At 64.1% G+C, this 19,259-nt stretch carries 19 protein-coding genes; all 19 read right to left on the reverse strand.

The annotated features are described in order from the left end of the window. Positions 1-8: 8 nt before the first annotated feature. Positions 9-1,262, reverse strand: coding sequence for an acyltransferase family protein (locus tag AC3WJU_RS04985; RefSeq protein ID WP_306964448.1), 1,254 nt, complete (start codon positions 1,260-1,262; stop codon positions 9-11). 115 nt (positions 1,263-1,377) lie between these two features. Then, positions 1,378-1,851 (reverse strand): Clp protease N-terminal domain-containing protein, encoded by a 474-nt coding sequence (locus AC3WJU_RS04990; RefSeq protein ID WP_059388391.1) that lies wholly within the window; start codon positions 1,849-1,851, stop codon positions 1,378-1,380. 7 nt (positions 1,852-1,858) lie between these two features. Beyond that, the gene (locus tag AC3WJU_RS04995; RefSeq protein ID WP_307053856.1) at positions 1,859-2,062 is read right to left on the reverse strand and encodes a hypothetical protein; all 204 of its coding nucleotides are present in this window, start codon (positions 2,060-2,062) and stop codon (positions 1,859-1,861) included. A gap of 31 nt (positions 2,063-2,093) precedes the next feature. After that, entirely contained in the window at positions 2,094-2,636 is a 543-nt protein-coding gene (locus tag AC3WJU_RS05000) for a GNAT family N-acetyltransferase (protein ID WP_284990794.1), read from the reverse strand. Then, positions 2,633-3,088 (reverse strand): SRPBCC family protein, encoded by a 456-nt coding sequence (locus AC3WJU_RS05005; RefSeq protein WP_307053855.1) that lies wholly within the window; start codon positions 3,086-3,088, stop codon positions 2,633-2,635. The genes AC3WJU_RS05000 and AC3WJU_RS05005 overlap by 4 nt, the downstream gene beginning before the upstream one ends. Before the next feature lie 108 nt (positions 3,089-3,196). Further along, positions 3,197-4,690 (reverse strand): CoA-acylating methylmalonate-semialdehyde dehydrogenase, encoded by a 1,494-nt coding sequence (locus tag AC3WJU_RS05010; RefSeq protein WP_492259291.1) that lies wholly within the window; start codon positions 4,688-4,690, stop codon positions 3,197-3,199. Further along, on the reverse strand, positions 4,690-5,715 hold the full coding sequence (locus AC3WJU_RS05015) for a Gfo/Idh/MocA family protein (RefSeq protein WP_306964437.1): 1,026 nt from the start codon (positions 5,713-5,715) through the stop codon (positions 4,690-4,692). Before AC3WJU_RS05015 ends, AC3WJU_RS05010 begins: the two co-directional genes overlap by 1 nt. Next, a complete protein-coding gene (locus AC3WJU_RS05020; protein WP_476910765.1) occupies positions 5,712-6,599 on the reverse strand; it encodes a sugar phosphate isomerase/epimerase family protein in 888 nt (295 codons plus the stop codon). Before AC3WJU_RS05020 ends, AC3WJU_RS05015 begins: the two co-directional genes overlap by 4 nt. Continuing rightward, positions 6,596-7,375: an SDR family oxidoreductase gene (locus tag AC3WJU_RS05025; RefSeq protein WP_345447990.1), complete on the reverse strand. Its 780-nt coding sequence runs from the start codon at positions 7,373-7,375 to the stop codon at positions 6,596-6,598. Before AC3WJU_RS05025 ends, AC3WJU_RS05020 begins: the two co-directional genes overlap by 4 nt. A 2-nt stretch (positions 7,376-7,377) precedes the next feature. Next, positions 7,378-8,391, reverse strand: coding sequence for an inositol 2-dehydrogenase (gene iolG / locus AC3WJU_RS05030; protein WP_492259292.1), 1,014 nt, complete (start codon positions 8,389-8,391; stop codon positions 7,378-7,380). Between the two features lie 95 nt (positions 8,392-8,486). Further along, a complete protein-coding gene (locus AC3WJU_RS05035) occupies positions 8,487-9,419 on the reverse strand; it encodes a hydroxyacid dehydrogenase (protein ID WP_492259293.1) in 933 nt (310 codons plus the stop codon). Between the two features lie 75 nt (positions 9,420-9,494). Beyond that, positions 9,495-10,511 (reverse strand): LacI family DNA-binding transcriptional regulator, encoded by a 1,017-nt coding sequence (locus tag AC3WJU_RS05040; RefSeq protein ID WP_306964426.1) that lies wholly within the window; start codon positions 10,509-10,511, stop codon positions 9,495-9,497. A 2-nt stretch (positions 10,512-10,513) separates the two neighbouring features. Then, positions 10,514-11,725, reverse strand: a complete 1,212-nt coding sequence (locus AC3WJU_RS05045; RefSeq protein WP_441437970.1) for a Gfo/Idh/MocA family protein — start codon at positions 11,723-11,725, stop codon at positions 10,514-10,516. Positions 11,726-11,754: 29 nt separating this feature from the next. Further along, on the reverse strand, positions 11,755-12,552 hold the full coding sequence (locus tag AC3WJU_RS05050) for an HpcH/HpaI aldolase family protein (protein WP_476910762.1): 798 nt from the start codon (positions 12,550-12,552) through the stop codon (positions 11,755-11,757). After that, complete coding sequence (gene iolD, locus AC3WJU_RS05055; RefSeq protein WP_307053849.1) at positions 12,549-14,501, reverse strand: 3D-(3,5/4)-trihydroxycyclohexane-1,2-dione acylhydrolase (decyclizing); 1,953 nt, start codon at positions 14,499-14,501, stop codon at positions 12,549-12,551. Before iolD ends, AC3WJU_RS05050 begins: the two co-directional genes overlap by 4 nt. Positions 14,502-14,523: 22 nt before the next feature. Continuing rightward, a complete protein-coding gene (locus AC3WJU_RS05060; RefSeq protein ID WP_307053848.1) occupies positions 14,524-15,954 on the reverse strand; it encodes an aldehyde dehydrogenase family protein in 1,431 nt (476 codons plus the stop codon). A gap of 31 nt (positions 15,955-15,985) precedes the next feature. Next, on the reverse strand, positions 15,986-16,912 hold the full coding sequence (locus AC3WJU_RS05065) for an ATP-binding cassette domain-containing protein (protein WP_492259294.1): 927 nt from the start codon (positions 16,910-16,912) through the stop codon (positions 15,986-15,988). A 15-nt stretch (positions 16,913-16,927) separates the two neighbouring features. Beyond that, positions 16,928-17,977: an ABC transporter permease gene (locus AC3WJU_RS05070; RefSeq protein WP_306972641.1), complete on the reverse strand. Its 1,050-nt coding sequence runs from the start codon at positions 17,975-17,977 to the stop codon at positions 16,928-16,930. A gap of 70 nt (positions 17,978-18,047) precedes the next feature. Next, positions 18,048-19,043, reverse strand: a complete 996-nt coding sequence (locus AC3WJU_RS05075) for a substrate-binding domain-containing protein (RefSeq protein WP_284754399.1) — start codon at positions 19,041-19,043, stop codon at positions 18,048-18,050. Positions 19,044-19,259 lie beyond the last annotated feature (216 nt).

Genomic DNA, 19,259 nt, shown 5'->3' on the forward strand with positions numbered 1-19,259 from the left:
CTACATCCTCAGCGCTTAACGCTTAGTTCCTGTTGAGGTTCGGGTTGTTGTACCTTCAACGCCGGCCTCTTCAGCTTCATCGCCGGGCGCTCTACAAAGTAGTAAGTCAAGGTGGACAAGGACAGTGTGATGGCCAGGACGAGGAGCCCGTTGAGCGGCAAGGCGAGAGTGTTTTGGCCGAACGTCCGGTGATGCCCCATTAGCCAAAAAATGACGGGCAGATGCCAGAGATAGATGCTGTAACTCATGACGCCCGTGAAGCGGAATGGCAACCATTCGAGAACACGGGCCGTCCGATTCAGGTCGTCTCCCCGGGATGACGGTAATACGACTGCGAGCAATACCAACGCCGCAGCCACCCCGGAGACCGTGGAAATTACGGGTCGGGCGAATTCAAGGGCCAGGAGCTCGATCAGCGCCGCGACCAGGACTAGTGCTGCCTTGACCCGGGTCTGCACCCGCTCCACGCCGCGTTCGTGGATCACGACCACTGCCACGGCGGCGAGCATTCCGTATCCAAAGAGATCCGCCTGCGCAAGGAAGCTCCGAAGGAAGACTGCACTGCCAGTCTGCCCGAAGCCGAAGTTCGCTGCATCGATCGGGCTCATTCGGCTTGCCGCGTCACTGGCCCAAAGCGTAATGCCCAGGCCGACGATGACCATGGCAAGCGGCGCGCACACCAAGGCGGCAGTCTTCCTCGATCCTTTTCGAATCCTCCACAGGGCAAGAAAGGCCACCAAGGGCAGGACAAAATAGAAGGTGATCTCAGCCGTCAATGACCACGACACCGGCAGGCCGCTCATGACGTACTCCGGAATGAACATGTGAACAAGAAGTACGTTGGCTGCGATCTTGAGGGGATCCGTGAGCCTGCCGATGTTTTCCGGGCCGAACCCGTGAGTGCTGCCGTGAAGGTACACGGAACCGACGAAGAGTCCGGTGACAACGAAGATCACGATGTACGCGGGATAAATCCGCAGCAGCCTGTTGTATGCATAGCGGCGGATGGACGGCAGCTGCCTGCCCTGCACGATCGCGGAAACGAAGGGCCTGTACAACAGGAAGCCGGAGAGGACGAAGAACAGGGTGAGGCCCTGGTTGCAAAGCGAAAAGAGAATTTCCAACGGCCCGGTCTGCACTTGGAATGAGGTCGTCAAAGCAAGGTGGTAAACCATCACCGATAGGGCCGCAATGCCCCGGAGGCCTTCGATTCCGGCAAGGCGACGACCCCACGATGGACGTACGGTAATGGTGTCCTGCACGGGCGGTTCCCCTCAAAAGGCGGCTGCGTGATCCTGTGGGAGCTTACAGGATTCACTCAGCTGTGGTTCACTCGAGCGGAATTTTGCCGCGCAAAACAATCAGGTTCGAGCCGCCTCACTCAGTTCCCGGACCTGGGTTCTGCAGCCTGTCCTTGAGTGCCGCGGTATCCACGCCCAGGTTATGGAGCAGGACGGCGGCCGGATCCGGTTCGCGCCGCTCCAGCAGTGCGAGCAAGAGGTGCCGCGTGCTGATCCTGCGGGCCTTCTCCCGGGTGGTCAGCATCAGTGAGTCCTGAATGACTGAGCGGGCGGCCGAGGTGAAGGTAGTCCGGCTGCTTCCCTTCGGCGCATTCAGCGGGCCGAAGTCCCCCAGCGTCACGCCAACGGCTTCCAGCGCCTGCTGGTCGAGGGCATCGAGCTGGGCGCGGGCGGATTCGAGGTCCGTTTCCAACGTCCGGCAGCTCCCGGGGTCGTGAAGCAATCCCAGCAGCAAATGGTCCGTGCCGATTCTCCGGTCTCCACGGCGTTTGGCTTCCTCGGCGCCGGCATGGACAGCGGTCCTGGCTTCGCCGGCAAATCGTTCAAACATGGCAGACTCACTTTCCGTATTTGGCGTGGACCGACTGCTTGGAGACGCCCAAGGCATCACCTATTTGCTCCCAGGACCAACCGTGCTCCCGCGCGAGGGCCACGTTGGTGGCCTCCACCTTCTCAGCCAAGCGATGCAGGGCACCAACGGCGCGGAGCCCGATTGCCGGGTCCGTCGCCGGGATGTAGGAAGTCAGCTCATCACCATTCATGCTGTCAGTTTGGACTGACGGCACAGGCCTGTCAATACAGACTGACAGAATCTTCCTGTCCGCGGATCGGCCTGACGCGCCGCCGCATGGCGATCCTGGGCCAACGGCTCAGGCCCACCAAGCCCTCGCATTCGAGGATGCCCCGGAGTCCATCGTCCAACAGCTCCGGGCCCAGCTCCTCGAAACCCAGCCTGCGATAGTAGGGCGCATTCCACGGAACATCCCGGAAAGTGGTCAGGGTCAGCCACTCCAAGCCCTCGGCCTGAGCCCACTTTTCGGCAACATCGAGCAGCTCGCTCCCCAGACCTTGCCGCGCATGCGACGGATGGACGCTCAATTGCTCCACGTGCGCATTGCCGTCGAGGTGCTCAATCAGAAGATAGGCCACGGGAACATCTGACGTGTCGGCAAAGACCAAGGCACCACCGCGCGCCTGGTAGAGAGCCATTTCCGTAACGGTCAATGGCTCGTCATCTGCGATGGCGTCCATTCCACAGGAGCGGAAGATCTCCCCCGCGGCGAACTCGATCCCCCGGAGCCGTTCCAGTTCGTCCGCGCGGGCCGTCCTGATCATGCGGCGGCACCGTTGCGGGCAAGGTATTCGTTGCGCTTTTCGATGAGGTTCCGCAGGTATCGCCCGAGGAAAGCCTTCTCCGCAATCCGGCCCACAACGCCGAAAGGCGCCGCGAACTCGACGCGATCGATCATGAGCGTGCCGCCGTCGTCGGGAATGAACTCGTGCACGTGCCGGAAGAAGCGAAAGGGGCCACGCACTTGCTCGTCCGTAAACGATTCAGGGAATCGAAACCGGGTGATGCGGCTGCTCATTCGCAGAGGTACAGCGAAATGCCAGGCCTGCCAGGTGACCTCGTCGCCTTCCGAGAGCAGTCCGGACACGACGCCGGCAACCGCACGTTCCCGGGACTTGGCCATGGAGCCGACGTGCGCGTCGACATTGCGGGAGAGATCGAAGAGCTCCCCGGGTTCCATTCCGATACGCGTGTGGCATGTGAACGACACAGTCATGCTTCGATCCTGCCACCGTTTCAAAACACCCGTCGACCCGACTAGCTCGCAGTTAATGCCGTTATGAGGGCTCAAAACGACAACAACTGCGAGTCAGTTGAGTGGCGACTAGTTGGACGGGAAGTTGTAGGAAGCTCCTGAGGCGTGGGTCGATTCGGGCCAGCGGGAGGTGATGACCTTGCCGCGGGTGTAGAAGGACACGCCTTCGGGTCCGTAGATGTGCTTGTCCCCGAAGAGCGATGCCTTCCAGCCGCCGAAGGAGTAGTACGCCACCGGAACGGGCAGAGGCACATTGATGCCGATCATTCCAACGTCCACTGAACGTTGGAACTTCCTGGCGGACGCTCCCGAGGAGGTGAAGATCGCGGTGCCGTTGCCATAGGGATTGGCGTTGATGAGCCTGATGCCTTCATCCAGGTCCTCCACGCGCACAACCACCAGGACAGGCCCGAAGATCTCCTCCTGGTAAGCGCTCATTTCGGTCTTGACGTGGTCGATCACGGTGGGGCCAACCCAGAAGCCTTCCTCATGCCCGGGAACCACCAAGTCCCTGCCGTCCACGACCATCGCAGCGCCGGCCTGTTCTGCTTCCGTCACCGTCTTGACGATGAACTCACGGGATTCGGGGCTGATCACGGGACCCATGTCCGCGTCTGCGTCGGTGCCGTTCTTGACCTTGACGTCGAGGGCACGCTCTTCGACCTTCTTGACTAGCAGATCGGCGGCATCGCCGACGGCCACCGCAACAGAGATTGCCATGCACCGCTGACCGGCGGAACCGAACGCGGCTGCGGCCAGATGGTCGGCGGCGTTGTCGAGGTCGGCGTCGGGCATGATGATTGCGTGGTTCTTCGCCCCGCCCAAGGCCTGGACCCGCTTGCCGTGCGCCGTCGCCACTTCAAGGATGTGCTTGGCAACAGGGGTGGATCCCACGAAGGAGATGGCGTCCACGTCCGGGTGCGTCAGGAGCCCGGAGATGACATCGCGATCTCCGTGGAGGACCTGGAAGACGCCGTCCGGCAGCCCTGCCTCCTGGAACAGCTTGGCCAGCAGCATCGCGGCCGACGGAACGCGGTGCGAAGGCTTGAGGATGAACGCGTTGCCTGTCGCGATCGCCATCGGCGCCATCCACAGCGGCACCATGACCGGGAAGTTGAAGGGCGTAATGCCCGCGACGACGCCGACTGGCTCGCGGAAGGAGAAAACATCAATCCCGGTGGAGACCTGGTCCGAGTACTCACCCTTGAGCAACTGCGGGATGCCGCAAGCGAACTCAATAACCTCCAAGCCACGGCCGATCTCGCCCTTGGCATCGTTGAGGACCTTGCCGTGCTCGGCGGTGATCAGGGCCGCGAGGTCGTCCACGTGGGAAGCGACGAGCTCACGGAACTTGAACAGCACCGCTGTGCGCTTGGCCAGCGAAATGTCGCCCCAACTTGCAGCGGCCTTCTTCGCGGCGGCTACGGTGGCGTCCAGATCAGCCAGGTCGGCGAGGCGAAGCTCGGCCGACACTGCACCCGTGGCGGGGTTGTAGACGGGCTTGGTGCCCGTTCCGCTGCCCGCAGTCTCGGCTCCGCTGATGAAGTGGTTGATGATGGTCATTACTGCTCCTGTAGTAGGTGGTGCTCCACGGCATGTACGTCGTTGACATCCCGCGGCAAGCCGGTGGCGAGTGATTCCTGGAGCGCCAGGCGGACGGCCAGGTTTTGTTCGGTCAATTCCCTCTGGACGAGTTCGGGTCCGGAGTTGCGGACCCACGCGCTGAACCGTTCGATTTCGGTCTTGAACGGGTCTTCCCCGATGTCGACAGACTCGCTCCGGCCATCGCGGAAGGACACGGTAACGCGGGCAATTTCGCCCGGATCTGGGTCGAAGGCCTTGTCCAGGGTGATGTGGCCTTTCGTGCCGATGATCTGAAACGTGTTGGTGCGCGGGCCTTCGAAGCCGCAGTCCAGTGTTCCCAGGACGTCCCCATAGTCCAGGATCGCGGCCATGGTCGTTTCCACCGGGTCCGTGCGGCTTGTGCCTTTGCCGTAGACGGTTTGCGGCGCGCGGCCCATGACCATGTTCATGATGTCGACGGCGTAGCATCCGACGTCGTTGAGCGCACCTCCGTCCATTCCCGGCTGGAGGCGGACCTCGCCTTCGCTTCGGTCCATGACGAAATGGAAGCGGGCGTGCATGGACACCAACTCGCCGATCTTGCCCGAGTCGATGAACTCACGGACCTTCTGGTGCTGGGGGTGGAAGCGGTACATGAACGCTTCCATCAGGTTCACCCCGTTGCGTTCGCAGGCTTCCAGCACCCGGCGGTAGTCGTGGGTGTTGGCGACGAGCGGCTTCTCGCAAAGGATGTCCTTTCCAGCCTCGGCGGCCGCAACAATCCAGTCGGCGTGCAGCGAGTTGGGGAAGGGCAGGTAGACGGCTTCGATGCTTGGATCGGCGAGCAATTCCTCGTGGGAAGAATAGGCGGCGGGGATACCGAAGCGCTCTGCGACTTCGGCGGCCTTTCCGTTCGGGCTGCTGATGGCCGACGCCACGGCGTTCCGGGCGCGGCTCATGGCGGGCAGGAACCTGCCCTGGGCGATCCGTGCCGTGGTCAGCACTCCCCAGCGGACCGCGCTCATCGCTCGATTTCCGTTTCGAGTTGACGCAGGAAGGCCACGGACTGCCGGACATCCCGGACCGGGCCGTCGTCGGTGGGTTCGGTTTCGAGGATGGTGTCTTGCTCCATGGTGAACCAGCCTTCGTAGCCGGCATCCAGCAGGTCCCGGACGATTCCGGCAATGCCGACGTCGCCTTGACCCAGCGGTACGTACATCCCTGCCTTGACGCCGTCGGTGTACGAAATCTCCCCGGCCTGGACCCGCTGCGCGACGGCGGTTCGCACGTCCTTCAGGTGGGTGTGGCCGATGCGGGCAGCGTAGCCGCGGACGAGCAAGGCCGGATCGGTGCCGCCGATGAGCAGGTGGCCCGTGTCGAGGCACAGGTTTGCCGCGGTGTCGTTCAAAACCCGGTCAACATCCGAGGTGCTTTCGATCATGGTTCCCACATGCGGGTGGACCACCGCCTGGATACCCTTGTCCGCGGCGGCTTTGACCACGGCGTCGAGGTTCCTGCCGAACAGCTCCCAGCCTTCGGCGTCGAGCTCGTGGCGCTGGTCGTAGCCTGCGACGCCGGTCTCCGCGGCGAGGACCATGACGCTGGCCCCGGCTGCTTCGTACGCGTCCAACTCGGCCGACACGACATCCAAGGGGTTCTTGGACGGATCGTGCAGGATGACTGGGAAGAATCCGCCGATGGCCTGGAGGTTGTGCCGCTTCAGCACCTCCGCGCGTTGGGTGGCCTGCTCGGGCAGGAAGCCGGCGGGGCCGAACTCGGTGGCACTGATTCCCAGCTCCGTCATTTCGGACAAGACCCTGTCGGCCTCAAGCTGGTGGCCCCATCCGGGGACTTCACAGACGCCCCAGGAAATGGGTGCTGCGGCAAGGCGCTTGGTGATGGTGCTCAATCTGATCCTCCGTATACGTTTTGGTCCCAGTCGATGACCGAGCCTGTGACAACACCGCTCCTGTCGGAGAGGAGAAAGACGATGAATTCGGCGATCTCGTCCACTTGTCCGAGCTTTCCCATGGGGACGGATGCGTTGGCCTTTTCGAGCCAGTCGTCGCCTGCGCCGTGGAATTTCTTCTGGGTTTCGGCTTCGCCGTCCGTGGCGGTCCAGCCGATATCCAGCCCGTTGATGCGGATCTTGTCCCAACGGTGGGCATGCGCCGCATTGCGGGTTGCCCCGGCCAGGCCGGCCTTGGCCGCCACATACGGCGCCAAGTACGGCTGCCCGCCCAGTTCGGCGATCGAGATGACGTTCACGATGCTTCCTGGCACACCCCTGCTACAAAGATGCTTGATGGTTTCGGCCATGATGAAGAACGGCGATTTCAGGTTCACCGCGATGTGCGCGTCGAAAAGCTCGGGTGTGGTGTCCAGCATGGTGCCGCGGGTGGTCAGGCCCGCCGCGTTGACCGCGCAGTCGAGTTGCCCGAAAACGTTGATCGTCTCAAGCACCGAGTTCCGGGCCTGTTCGACGTCGGCGAGGTCCGTCTTGATGAACCGGGTTTCGACGCCGGAGGCTGTGATCTCCGCGGCGAGCCGTTCACCTGAGTCCGCGTTCCGCCCGGTGATCGCAATCCCGGCCGCACCTTCGGCGGCTGCGCGTCGTGCGACGCCGGCCCCCAAACCCTGCGTGCCCCCGCTGATGAGGATCACTTTGTCTTGGAGAAGTGGCATGGCTACGGCTGCCCGATCTTAACTGCGCGGCCCGAGCGGGCGGACTCTTCGGCAGCGTTGGCCAGGGCAAGTGCCTGCAGGCCGTCGTCGAATCCCGGGCTGCAGGCAGTGCCCGAGCGGATGGCCTTGGCGAAACTGTCCAGCTCGTTCCGGTAGGCCTCGGCGTAACGCTCCAGGAAGAACGGCAGGTAGGCGTCCGCCTCTTCGGTGCCGGTAGCACCGTACTTGCGCACCGTCGTCGGGCTGACGTTGCCCGCGTTGAGCATCCCCTCGCTGCCGAACGCCTCCAGTCGCTGGTCGTAGCCGTAGGCGCTGTGGCGGGAGTTGGTGATGGTGACAAGTTCGCCGTCGCGTCCCCGGAGGGTGATGACCACGGAGTCGAAGTCACCGGCTTCCTCGATGTAGTCGCAGAACACGTTGGCACCGGCAGCGGAAACTTCGATGATGTCCGGCACGAAGAACCTGGCCATGTCCAGGTCGTGGATGCTCATGTCCCGGAAGATCCCTCCCGAGGTGGCGATGTAGGCGGCCGGGGCCGGCGCGGGGTCGCGGCTGATGATGGTCAGCTGTTCGAGGCGGCCGATCTCGCCCGCCACAACACGGCGGTGGATGGCCGCGAAGTTGGGATCGAAGCGCCTGTTGAACCCGAGCATAAGGGGAGTGTTGTTTCCCTTGATCACGTCGCGGCATGCGAGCGCACGGTCGATGTCGAGGTCGATTGGCTTCTCGCAGAGGGCCGCCACGCCTTGCGCCATGGCACGCGAGATCAGCTCGACGTGCGTGCTGGTGGGCGAGCCGATCACGACGGCGTCAAGGTCAGCGTTCGCGAAGACCTCGTCGGCAGTCTCGACGGCGATGGCTCCGGTCCCGGCCGCCAACGTGCGGGCCCCTTCGATGAAGGGGTCGGCGATCCAGGCCAATTCCAGGTCCGGGTGGGCAGCGATGTTCCGGGCGTGGACTTGCCCGATACGGCCCGATCCGAACAGCGCGACTTTGAGGGGTCGATCAGTGGACATGTGCAGTGGTCCTTTCTAGTGGGCTGCCCGGCGAAGACCGGGGCCTTGGCTTGGGTGTGGCGGTTTGACGGGGACATGATCAACTGAGCGACCTGTCATGGCCCGGCCACCGCCGCGGGCGTGCGCCCTGCGAGGACGTCAACCGCACCCTGGGCGGCGTCCCTGACGGTGTGCGCCATGCCTTGACGTGTGAAGCCCATCAAGTGCGGAGTCAGGACCACGTTTTCGTGGTCGAACAGCGGGTGGTGCGCGGGCGGCTCGGGATCGTACACATCCAGGCCTAGACCGGACAGGTGTCCCGACTGCAGCGCCTCGTGGGCGGCGTCGAGGTCGATGAGGCCGCCACGGCTGCAGTTGATGAGGACCGCTCCGGGCCTCATGGCTTTGAGGCGGTCCGCGTTGATGAGGTTCTGGTTTTCGCGTGTCAGGGGCACGTGGAGGGTAGTGAAGTCACTGCCCTTCAGGAGCTCCTCTACGGTGTCGCACCGGATTTCCGGGGGAACCTCCGCGAACGGATCATAGGCGAGGACCTTGAGCTCGAAGGCTTCGGCGATCCGCGCCACCCGGCGGCCAATGCGGCCGTATCCGATGATGCCTAGCGTGAATCCCTCGAGGTCTCCGACGCCGACGGCGGCCCGCTGCTCCCAGCGTCCCTCGCGGACCAGGGCGGTCAGCGGAGAGAGCTTCTTGACCAGGGCGAGCAGGTGGGCGAACACGCCTTCGGCCACCGAGGCGGTGTTGCTCCCGGGCGTGATGACCACCGGAATTCCCCGTCGATTGGCCTCGGCGACGTCCACGAGCTCGGTTCCCACGCCGGTCCTGGCGATGACTTTGAGGGCCGGCATGCGGTCCAACAGTTCCCGGTCCACGCGGTAGGCGGCCCTGACAATTGCTGCGTCGGCGTTGGCCAGGTCCTCGTCGGTGGGGTCCTGGATGAGTCGCTGGTGTTCGGACAGGAGCGGTTCCACCAGGTCGGGCTCAACGCTGCCGAGAGCGACGAAGATTTGGGGTGTGGTTATGGAAGCCATCGTCATCCTTGAAGATGTGGAGGTATGGGGCTGCGCCGAAAACGGCGTAGTTACGAGGTGTTAGAGGCCTCGGTTTTAAAGGCCCAGGAGGCTGGACTTCCGCACGACCAAGTGGGGCGTGACGGAATGGTGGACGAAGCCGCTGCCTTCACCATGGATGCGTTCCAGGAGGGTCTTGGCCCCTGTGACGCCAATGGTGGAGCTGTCCGGGTCAACGGTGGTCAGTCCCAGGCGCGGCATTGCACCGAGCGCGATGTTGTCATAACCGGTGACGGCTATTTCGACGCCGCGTTCATCGGCAGCGGTCATGGCACCAAAAGCGGCGAGGTCATTGATGCAGGCCAGCGCCGTGGGGCGCTGGTGCGTGGAGCGGGAACCAAGCGCCCTTTGGGCGGCAACATAGCCGGACTCCTGGAAGAAGTCGGCGTCGACCACGCGGATATAACGGGCCAGACCGTGCTCTTCCATTGCCGCCGAATACCCGTCCACGCGTTCGCGGCCAACCGAGCCACCCAGGCCGCCAAGGTGCACGATGTTCTCGTGTCCCTGGGCGATCAGGTGCTCAACAACCATGGACATGCCGAGGGCATCGTCGCTCCGCACGATATCGGCGGTATCGATGTAGTCCGGTCCGCCACCTGCAAAGACCACAGCCCCGCCGGAAACGGCACGGCTGAACGGTGCTTTGTCAGGCACGGTTCCGACGACGAGCAGGCCCGCGACCCGCAAGTCCCGGAAGGCCTGGAGGATGGACTGGTCCACTCCCCTGCCCGCCGCGGTGACCGCACTGAAGAGGACGGTGTGCCCGGCCTCTTCAAGTACGGTCCGTGCGGCGTCTGCGACGTCAAAGGCCCACGGGTTGTGCATGTCGCTGACCAGCACACCGATGGTTCCGCTGTCCCGTGTTGCCAGGGACCGGGCTGCGAGGTTCAACTCGAAGCCCATCTCTTCAACAGCCTTGAGCACCCGCTGGCGGCGTTCGTCGCTGACGCGCGGTGAGTCGCGCAGCACGAGGGAGACCAAGGACTTGGAAACGCCGGCGCGTTCTGCCACGTCCATGATCGTCGGCCGCCGGGCGGATGGAGGTGCCATGGTTATGCCCGCGCTGCCGTGGTGCCGTGGATTTCCTCGATCTTCTGCCATTGACCTGACAGCGAGGACGCTTCGGCGGCGCTGACAATGGCAGCGGCCGATGCGGCGTCGTGGATGTTGGAGTTTTCCTGTGCTCCTCCAGTGACGGCGACGAGGAACTTCTTGGCTTCGATGACCTTGAGGTCGTCAAAACCCATGCTGTTGCCGGGCCCGGGCTGGAAGTGAGCGTAATCGCCGTGACGGGGACTGGCGTTGACCGTGGTGTAGCCTTGCTCGTCGTTGTTGCGGCCCAGGCAGACCTTGAGTTCGTTCATGCGCTCGAAGTCCCATTTGAGCGAGCCTTCGGTCCCGTAGACTTCGATCTGGTAACCGCATTCGGGTCCAACGGCAACGCGCGAGGATTCGATGGTGCCGACGGCGCCTGCCCCGCGGGCGGACGGGCCGAAGCGGACCAGCGCTGCAGCGTAATCCTCATTCTCGACCTCTCCCATTTCACCGTTTTCGATCACCGCGAAGTGCGTCCCTGACCCCATCGCCAGCTTGGGGCGCTGCGTGTAGACCGTGCTTGTGAGCGCGGTTACCTCGGCGATGGGCCCAACTACATATTGGCACAGGTCGGTTGCGTGGCTGAACAAGTCCGCCAGCACGCCGGTGCCGGCGAGTTTCCGGTCAAAGCGCCAGGACAAAGCGCCGTTGGGCTCGGAAGCGTATCCGGAGAAGAACACTGCGCGGACGTTCGTGATGCGCCCAAGGCGCCCGTCCGCGATGAGCTTCCTGGCGTGCTCCACGGCCGGGGCGTGGCGGTAGTTGTAGCCGATGGAGGTCACGACGCCGGCCTCCACGGCGGCTTCCTGCACGGCTACGGTTTCTTCGTAGCCGCGTCCAACAGGCTTTTCGATCCAGAAGTGCTTGCCGGCTTTGGCCGCCGCGATGCCGATTTCGGCATGCAGGAAGTTGGGGGCGCAGATGGAAACGACATCGACGTCCGGGTGGTTCAGGACATCGTGGTAGTCGGTGGTTCCTTCCGCGAAGCCGAGGACATCGCGGGCGTAGTCCACCCGGTCCGGCGCTGTGTCCGCCGCGATGACGAGCTTGGTGGTCAAGCCAAGCTCGGGGTAGGCGTAGGGGACCGTCTGGTAAGCGCGCGAGTGGAGCTTTCCCATCCATCCGACGCTGATAAGGCCTACACCGACTGTGCGGGATTCTGGGCTCACGTTCATGCCTTTCTTGTTGAAAATTCTTGTCAGTTGCGGGCGGTGTCGAAGGCGTCCCGGAACGCCGCCGCCATGATGGTGGAGTCTGATCCGATCGCCACGAAACGGAAGCCCTGGCGGACGTACTTGGCCGCAGCCATACCGTCCACCGCGAGGATGCCGGCAGCTTTGTTGTGCAGTTGGGCGGCCGCGACCACCCGTTGGAGGGCCTCCTGGAAGACATTGCTGTCCAGTTGCATCGGGACACCCAAAGCGAAGGACATGTCCATCGGTCCGACGAAAAGGACATCCACGCCGCCCTGCGCCGCGATCTCCTCCACGTGCCCCAGCGCGTCGAGAGTCTCGATCTGGACGATTCCCACGGCTGACTGCTGGTCTGCGGTCAACGGAGCCCGGTCCATGCCCCAGCGGCACGCGCGGTTGTACGTTGCCACGCCGCGGTCGCCGTACGGCGGATACAGCATGTGCTTCACGGTTTGGCCGGCTTCCTCCACGGAATTCAGGCGGGGCACCATGATGCCTGCCGCGCCTTGGTCCAGGACCCGGCCGATGCGTATCCTTTCTCCGCTCTCCACGCGAACAATGGTGGGGACGCCGTAGCTTCCGGCCGCGAGGACACCGTCGCGGACCGCATCCTCACCGCCGGAACCGTGCTCAAGATCGACCAAGACCCAGTCCGCGCCGGCAGCGGCGCACACTTCCACCGCGGTTGCGGATGCCATGCCAACAAAGGTTCCCAGGGTCACCTCTCCGGCCGCCAAGCGGCGCCGCAGCCGGCCGCCGTCGAGCGGTCCGCCGTCGTAGTTGCGGCCACCCGAGGCGCTCATCCGAACCACCGCTGGCGGCTCTTTGCCTTCTCGTAGTCCGAGCGCAATGAACGGACCCATTCCTGTCCGGACACTTCCGCGGGAGCTACGTCCCACCAGACGTCGCCGCCAGGCAGGTCGACATGGGGAACGGTGGGCACCACGATCACGACGGGTCCTTGGGTATCGCGCGTGGAGGCCAGCGCTTCCCGGACCTCTGCCGCCGTGGTGGCCCGGATGGCGAGGGCACCCAGGCCTTCCGCGATCTGCCGGAGGTCCACCTTGAGGTAGTCGCCGTCCAGCCGCGCCTTGGGGGCGTCGTCGACGGCAACGCTGCCACCGGTGGTGCGGTAGCGGAACTCGTTGCCGAATTCGCGTCCCATGCGGTTCATTTGCAGGCGGTGGATGACCTGGTAGCCGTGGTTCTCGGAGACGACAACCGTGACGTTGAGGCCTTCCTGGGCCGCGGTGAGGATCTCCGTAGGTGCCATGAGGAACGTGCCATCACCGATGAAGGTGACCACCCGGTTGTCGTTGTTGCCCTCGGCCAGGCGGACGCCCATGCCGGCTGCGATTTCGTAACCCATGCAGGAGAAACCGAATTCCAGGTGGCAATTGCGGTTGCCCGTGGCATCCCAGACTTTTTGCAGGTCACCGGGAGGTCCTCCTGCTGCGGCGATGATGGTGTCGCCGGAGCGGGCGTGCTCCTGCATCAGTCCGATCAGCTGCGGCTGGGTCAGGACGGCTCCGGTGACCGGCGCGTCCGGGTGGTCTTCCGGGCGGTAGGCAGTGTCGGCGTCGAGCCATTGGGACCGGATGGGCGCCCACTTCGCCTTCTCGGAATGGACTGTTTCCTGCCAGCTTTCAGCGGTGCTGTGGCCCTCCAGTGCCCGGGCAAGTGCCTCCAGGCCCAAGCGGGCGTCCGCGAGGATGCCGGTGGCGCCTTGCTTGCGGGTATCGGCGTCCACGATGTTCAAGGACGCGAATCGGACGTCCGGGTTTTCGAAGATCGATTGGGAGCCGGTAGCGAAATCGGTGAGGCGCGTGCCGACGCTGAGGACCAGGTCGGCTTGCTTGACCAGGGTGTTGGACGCGAAGTTGCCCTCGAGCCCGACGCCGCCCACTTGCCACCATTCGTCCTTGGTCACGGCGCCCTTGCCGCCGAAGGTCTCGACGACGGGAATTCCGACCTGGCCTGCCAGCGCCTCGAGCGCCGCGTGGGCGTCGGAGTAGTGGATGCCGCCACCGGCAATAATCACCGGACGCTCGGCCGAACGGATAAGCCGGGCGACGTCGTCGACCTCTTCCAGGTCCGGAAGCGGACGCCGGATCTTCCAATCGCGCGGCTCGAAGAATTCTGCCGGGAAGTCGTAGGCGTGCGACTGCACGTCCTGGGGCAGCGAAATAACCACGGCTCCCGTATCCGTGGGGCTCGTGAGCACGCGCATTGCCTGCGGAAGGGCGGTCAGGAGCTGCTCCGGGCGGTTGATCCTGTCGAAGAAGCGCGACACGGGGCGGAACGCATCGTTGACCGTGGCATCTGCCTCGGTGGGGTGCTCCAGTTGCTGCAGCACAGGGCCCTGGTGCCGCGTGGCGTAGGTGTCACCGGGCAGGAGCAGGAGCGGGACCCGGTTGACCGTTGCCAGGCCGGCGGCGGTCACGAGGTTGAGCGCGCCCGGGCCGATGGACGCCGTGACGGCGAGGACTGCCTGCCGGCGGCTCGCCTTGGCATATGCGGTGGAGATATGCGCCAGGTACTGCTCGTGCCGGCCTTGGATGAAGGGCATGTCGTCGGCCAGTTCGTCCAGTGCCTGGCCGAGGCCTGCCACGTTGCCGTGGCCGAAGATGCCTAGGGCGGCGGGGACCAAGCGGCGGCGGACGCCGTCGGCGAGCGAATACTGTGCCGAGAGGTACTTGATGACCGCTTGGGCCGTGGTGAGCCTGATGGTCTGCGATGGTGTGGTGGTCATTGCCTTATTCCCGTTGTCGTCGTTACCAGGGGCGCCCGTGCAGGACGACCGTCTTCTCTTCGGTCATTTCCTGGACAGCAGAGCGGACGCCTTCCTTGCCGATTCCGCTGCCTTTCAAGCCGCCGTAGGGCATGAGGTCGGCCCGCCACAGCGGCGACCAGTTGATGTGGATGTTGCCGGCGTCGATCTGCCGCATGGCCTGTACCGCACCGGCGACGTCGCTCGTGAAGATTCCCGCGCCGAGTCCGTACTCGTTGTCGTTGGCCATCGCGATGGCGCTTTCCATGTCCGGCGCGGAGGAGACCGCGACGGCGGGCCCGAACAGTTCGTTCCGGCTCAGCGGCGACCGGGGGTCGACGCCGGCAACGACGGCGGGAGTCACCACGGCGCCGTCACGGTCACCGCCGGTGAGGACACGGGCGCCGGAATGGCGGGCCTCGAGGATCGAGGTGTGGACGCGTGAGGCTTCCTCTTCGGAGATCAGCGAGCCAAGGCGCGTATCCTCTTCCTTGGGGTTGCCCACGGCGATCGCTTCGACCTTCGGGACCAGCGCGTCCAGGAAGTCTTTCTCGACGCGGCGGTCAACGATGACCCGCTGCACCGAAATGCACACCTGGCCTGCGTTGACGTAGCCGCCAGCCGCCACCGCAGTGGAGGCGAGTTCGAGGTCGGCGTCCGGCAGGATGATCACCGGGCACGAAGCGCCCAACTCAAGGGACAGCTTCTTCACGCCCGCGATCGAGCTGATGCGCGTTCCGATGCTGGTGGAGCCTGTGAAGGACACCTTGCGGACCCGCGGGTCCGTCACAAGCACGTCGCCCAGGGAGCTGCCAGGCCCGGTGATCACGGACAGCGCCTCGGGCGGCAGGCCGGCGTCGACGAAGCACTGCGCCAGCTTCAGCGCCGTCAGCGGCGTTGCGCGGGCCGGTTTAAGGACGACGGCGTTACCGGCTGCCAGCGCGGGTGCAATTTTGTGCAACACCAGCAGGGCCGGGTAGTTGAACGGCGTGATGGCGACGACGATGCCCACAGGCTGCCGCAACGTGAAGCCGATCTTGTCCAAACCCGTCCCGGCGTTTGCGTCCAAAGGAAGCGTGGAGCCGTACAGCTGGCTCCCTTCGTAGGCGGCGAGGCGGATGATGTTCCCCGAGCGGCTGGCCTCGCCCCGGGCTTCCGTGATGGGCTTGCCGGATTCGGCGCTAATAGTCTGGGCAATGTCCTCGGCACGTTCATCCGCCAGGGCGGCCGCGCGCAGGAGGATATCGACACGCACGTGGGCCGGTGTTGTCCTTTGCAGGTGGGCGCCGATTTCGGCCCGGTCAAGGGCGGCTTGGGCGTCCTGGACCGTCGCTACGGGGACTGTATCGATCGTCCGTCCGTCGAAGGGCGAGCGGACTTCCTCGGTCCTTCCGTCGGCGGCGCCGCGCCAGTTTCCGGCTATTAGCATTTCCATGGTTGCTCCATCAGGTTGTAAACGTTCGCGCTTAGTGGCGCTTGGTGTTGCCTTCGTATGCGGCGTCGGTGACTTCGGCGACTTCGGCTTGGACTTCCTTGAGGGCCTGGGTGTGTCCGCCGAGTTGTTCGAGTTCGTGGGCGAGTTCGGCCAGTTCCGCGCCGCCGGCCATCTGGGCGGTGAGTTCGTCCAGGGTGATGTCCTTCTTGTCGTAGTAGCCGATGGACTTGCCGCGCTTGAGCAGCAGGAACCGGTCCCCTACCGGGAAGGCGTGGTGCGGGTTGTGCGTGATGAAAATGACGCCCAGGCCCCGGTCGCGGGCCTGCAGGATGTAGCGGAGCACGACGCCGGACTGCTTCACGCCCAGCGCCGCGGTGGGTTCGTCCAGGATCAGCACCTTCGCCCCGAAGTACACGGCCCTCGCGATCGCCACGCACTGGCGCTCCCCGCCGGAGAGCTGGCCGATGGGCTGTTCCACATCGCGCAGGTCGATCCCCATCTCGGCCAGTTCCTTGAGCGTGATGTCCTTCATCTTCTGGACATCCATGGACTTGAACGGGCCCCAGCCGGTGGTCAGTTCCGAGCCGAGGAAGAAGTTCCGCCAGATCGGCATCAACGGCACCACGGCCAGGTCCTGGTACACGGTGGCGATGCCGGCGTCCAGGGCGTCGCGGGGGGAGTTGAACTTCCGCTCCTCCCCCATGATCTTCAGCACCCCGGCGTCGTGCTGGTGCAGTCCGGCGATGATCTTGATCAGCGTGGACTTGCCCGCGCCGTTGTCCCCCAGCACGCAGGTGACCCGGCCGTTGTCCACGGCCATGGTCACGTCCCGCAGGGCGATGATGTTCCCGTAGTGCTTGCCCACCGCGTCCAGGGAGAGCAGGTGCACGGGGGTGTGGGTCAGCGGGTCCTTCTCATCCTTGAGCAGGGTCTGCTGGTCGATCTGTTTGGCATTCATTCTCTTGCGCCCCTTCTACTTGAGCTCTGCGCGGCGTTTGACGATGAGGTTCACGATGGTGGCCAGCAGCAGCATCAGGCCCAGGAAGAACTTGAACCAGTCCGGGTTCCACTGCGCGTACACGATGCCCTTGTTCGCCATCCCGAAGATGAACGCACCGATCGCCCCGCCCACCGCCGAACCGTAACCGCCGGTGAGCAGGCAGCCGCCGATCACCGCGGCAATGATGTACAGGAACTCGTTGCCCACGCCCTCACCGGACTGCACCGCGTCGAACGCGAAAAGGTTGTGCATGCCCAGGACCCAGCCGCAGAACCCCACCGCCATGAACAAGCCGATCTTCGTCTTCGTCACCGGGACACCCACCGCACGGGCAGCGTTCGCGTCACCGCCGGCGGCGAAGATCCAGTTGCCCACCTTCGTGCGCAGCAGCACCCAGGACGCGATGGCGACCAGGATGATCCAGAAGAACACCGTGATCTTCACCTCGACCCCGCCGATGCTGACCGAGGACGCGAACACCGCATGCGCCGACTCGAACCCGTCCAGCTTGGAAATCGACGGGGAGGACACGGACCCGCCGATCAGCCGGGTCAGGGCCAGGTTCAGGCCCGTGAGCATGAGGAACGTCGCGAGCGTCACGATGAAGGACGGCAGCTTCGTCTTGACCAGGATCCAGCCGTTGATGAAACCGATCGTCAGGGACACCAGCAGTGCAATCACCACTCCGACCCATGCGTTCATCGAGAAATACCAGCTGAACAGGGAAGCGGTGAGCGCCGAGGAGATCACGGCTACACCGGTGGAGAGGTCGAACTCGCCGCCGATCATCAACAGCGACACCCCCACCGCCATGATCCCGATCGTCGAAGACCCATACAGGATCGTTGCCAAAGCATTCGGCTGGGTGAATGTCCCGGACACCGAAGCGAAGAAAATGAAGAGAACAACGGCCCCCACCAGGGCGCCGACTTCAGGACGGGCCATCAACTTGCTCAACGGGCTCCGCTTCGCGACCCGCTCATCCGCGGCAGTTTTGGGTGCCGGGGCAGTAACTAAAGCCATGAAATACCTTTCTTCTCGATCAGCTCGCGCGGCAAGCAAATCGTGCCGCGCGAGCCGAGCGGTCATCGGATTAGCGGATGCCCTGCTGAACGAACTTCAGAACGTCGGAAATGTTGGACTTGTCCACGATCGTCGGGCCCGTGAGGACAGGCTGCCCGCCACCGACCTTGAAACCACCAAGCTTGTTCTGCCAGATCGAGTCAATGGACAAGTAGCCCTGGAGCCACGGCTGCTGGTCCACCGTGAACAGGACCTTGCCATCGTTGATCGCCTGCGCCAGTGCGGGGTTCAGGTCGAAGCTGGCCACCTTGATGGGGCTGTTGGCATCTGCCACGGCTTTGAGAATGGTCAAGGTGAAGGGAGCGCCCAACCCGATGATCACGTCAGCATCCTTGCTGGCCTGCAGTTTCGCCGTCGCAGTGGACTGCACTGCCGTCATATCAGCCCCGTTGACATAGAGGATCTCGGTCCCGGGCACCTTCGTCTTCACGCCTGCGCACCGCTGTTCGAGTTGCACCTGTCCCTGTGACATGATCACGCAGATGGGGTGCTTGTAGCCCTGCGAAGCCAGCTTGGCGCCCACCGCTTCGCCAGCCAGGGTCTCATTGGAACCGAAATGGGTGAACGCCCCCATCTGCGCGGAGACGTCACCGCCAGCGTTGAAGCTCACCACCGGGATGCCGGCGTCGGTGGCCTTCTTCAGCACGTCCTTCATTGCGCCCGGGTTGGCGATGGTGACGGCGATGCCGTCAACCTTCTGGTCGATGGCCTGCTGCACCAACTGGGACTGGCGCCCCGCGTCGGCGTCGCTCGTATAAAGAACCTCGACATTGTCCTTCGCGGCCGCCGCCTCCGCGCCTTTGCGGACGATGTCCCAGAACGTGTCCCCAGCCTCGGCGTGGGTGATGAGCGCTACCTTGATCCGGGGAGTGCTGGCGGCTTGTCCGCCACCGGCGGCGTTGGCGGTGTCAGCCGGCTTCCCGCCTCCGCTGGAACATGCTGCCAGGGCCAGAAGCGGTACTACGGCCAGCGCCACTGCGCCCCGCCGCCAATTGAGCTTTGCCACGTGAAATCTCCTTTGATGTCGCGTACTTCGACCGTCGACCCCGTATCTGTGCCGTCGAAGGCAGGGGACGCCGGAACCATCTAGCTATGAACGGATGTGATCCACTTTTCGCAATGTGATTCAGATCGCTTTGTGGAACGCTCCAACGCTAAATCAAGGCTTGACCAATTGTCAATGGAGCGTTCCAATTAGATTATGACTGGGTGTCCACGCCCT

Source organism: Arthrobacter sp. FW306-1B-F12A, from assembly GCF_058781865.1.

Excerpts from the sequence above, each read along its gene's own strand:
- AC3WJU_RS05005 (WP_307053855.1), bottom strand. The coding sequence starts at position 3,088 with ATGACTGTGTCGTTCACATGCCACACGCGTATCGGAATGGAACCCGGG.
- AC3WJU_RS05035 (WP_492259293.1), bottom strand. The coding sequence starts at position 9,419 with ATGGCTTCCATAACCACACCCCAAATCTTCGTCGCTCTCGGCAGCGTT.
- AC3WJU_RS05065 (WP_492259294.1), bottom strand. The coding sequence starts at position 16,912 with ATGAATGCCAAACAGATCGACCAGCAGACCCTGCTCAAGGATGAGAAG.
- AC3WJU_RS04990 (WP_059388391.1), bottom strand. The coding sequence starts at position 1,851 with ATGTTTGAACGATTTGCCGGCGAAGCCAGGACCGCTGTCCATGCCGGC.
- AC3WJU_RS04995 (WP_307053856.1), bottom strand. The coding sequence starts at position 2,062 with ATGAATGGTGATGAGCTGACTTCCTACATCCCGGCGACGGACCCGGCA.
- iolD (WP_307053849.1), bottom strand. The coding sequence starts at position 14,501 with ATGACCACCACACCATCGCAGACCATCAGGCTCACCACGGCCCAAGCG.
- AC3WJU_RS05010 (WP_492259291.1), bottom strand. The coding sequence starts at position 4,690 with ATGACCATCATCAACCACTTCATCAGCGGAGCCGAGACTGCGGGCAGC.
- AC3WJU_RS05050 (WP_476910762.1), bottom strand. The coding sequence starts at position 12,552 with ATGAGCGCCTCGGGTGGCCGCAACTACGACGGCGGACCGCTCGACGGC.
- AC3WJU_RS05025 (WP_345447990.1), bottom strand. The coding sequence starts at position 7,375 with ATGCCACTTCTCCAAGACAAAGTGATCCTCATCAGCGGGGGCACGCAG.
- AC3WJU_RS05060 (WP_307053848.1), bottom strand. The coding sequence starts at position 15,954 with ATGGAAATGCTAATAGCCGGAAACTGGCGCGGCGCCGCCGACGGAAGG.
- AC3WJU_RS05000 (WP_284990794.1), bottom strand. The coding sequence starts at position 2,636 with ATGATCAGGACGGCCCGCGCGGACGAACTGGAACGGCTCCGGGGGATC.
- AC3WJU_RS05040 (WP_306964426.1), bottom strand. The coding sequence starts at position 10,511 with ATGGCACCTCCATCCGCCCGGCGGCCGACGATCATGGACGTGGCAGAA.
- iolG (WP_492259292.1), bottom strand. The coding sequence starts at position 8,391 with ATGTCCACTGATCGACCCCTCAAAGTCGCGCTGTTCGGATCGGGCCGT.
- AC3WJU_RS05015 (WP_306964437.1), bottom strand. The coding sequence starts at position 5,715 with ATGAGCGCGGTCCGCTGGGGAGTGCTGACCACGGCACGGATCGCCCAG.
- AC3WJU_RS05070 (WP_306972641.1), bottom strand. The coding sequence starts at position 17,977 with ATGGCTTTAGTTACTGCCCCGGCACCCAAAACTGCCGCGGATGAGCGG.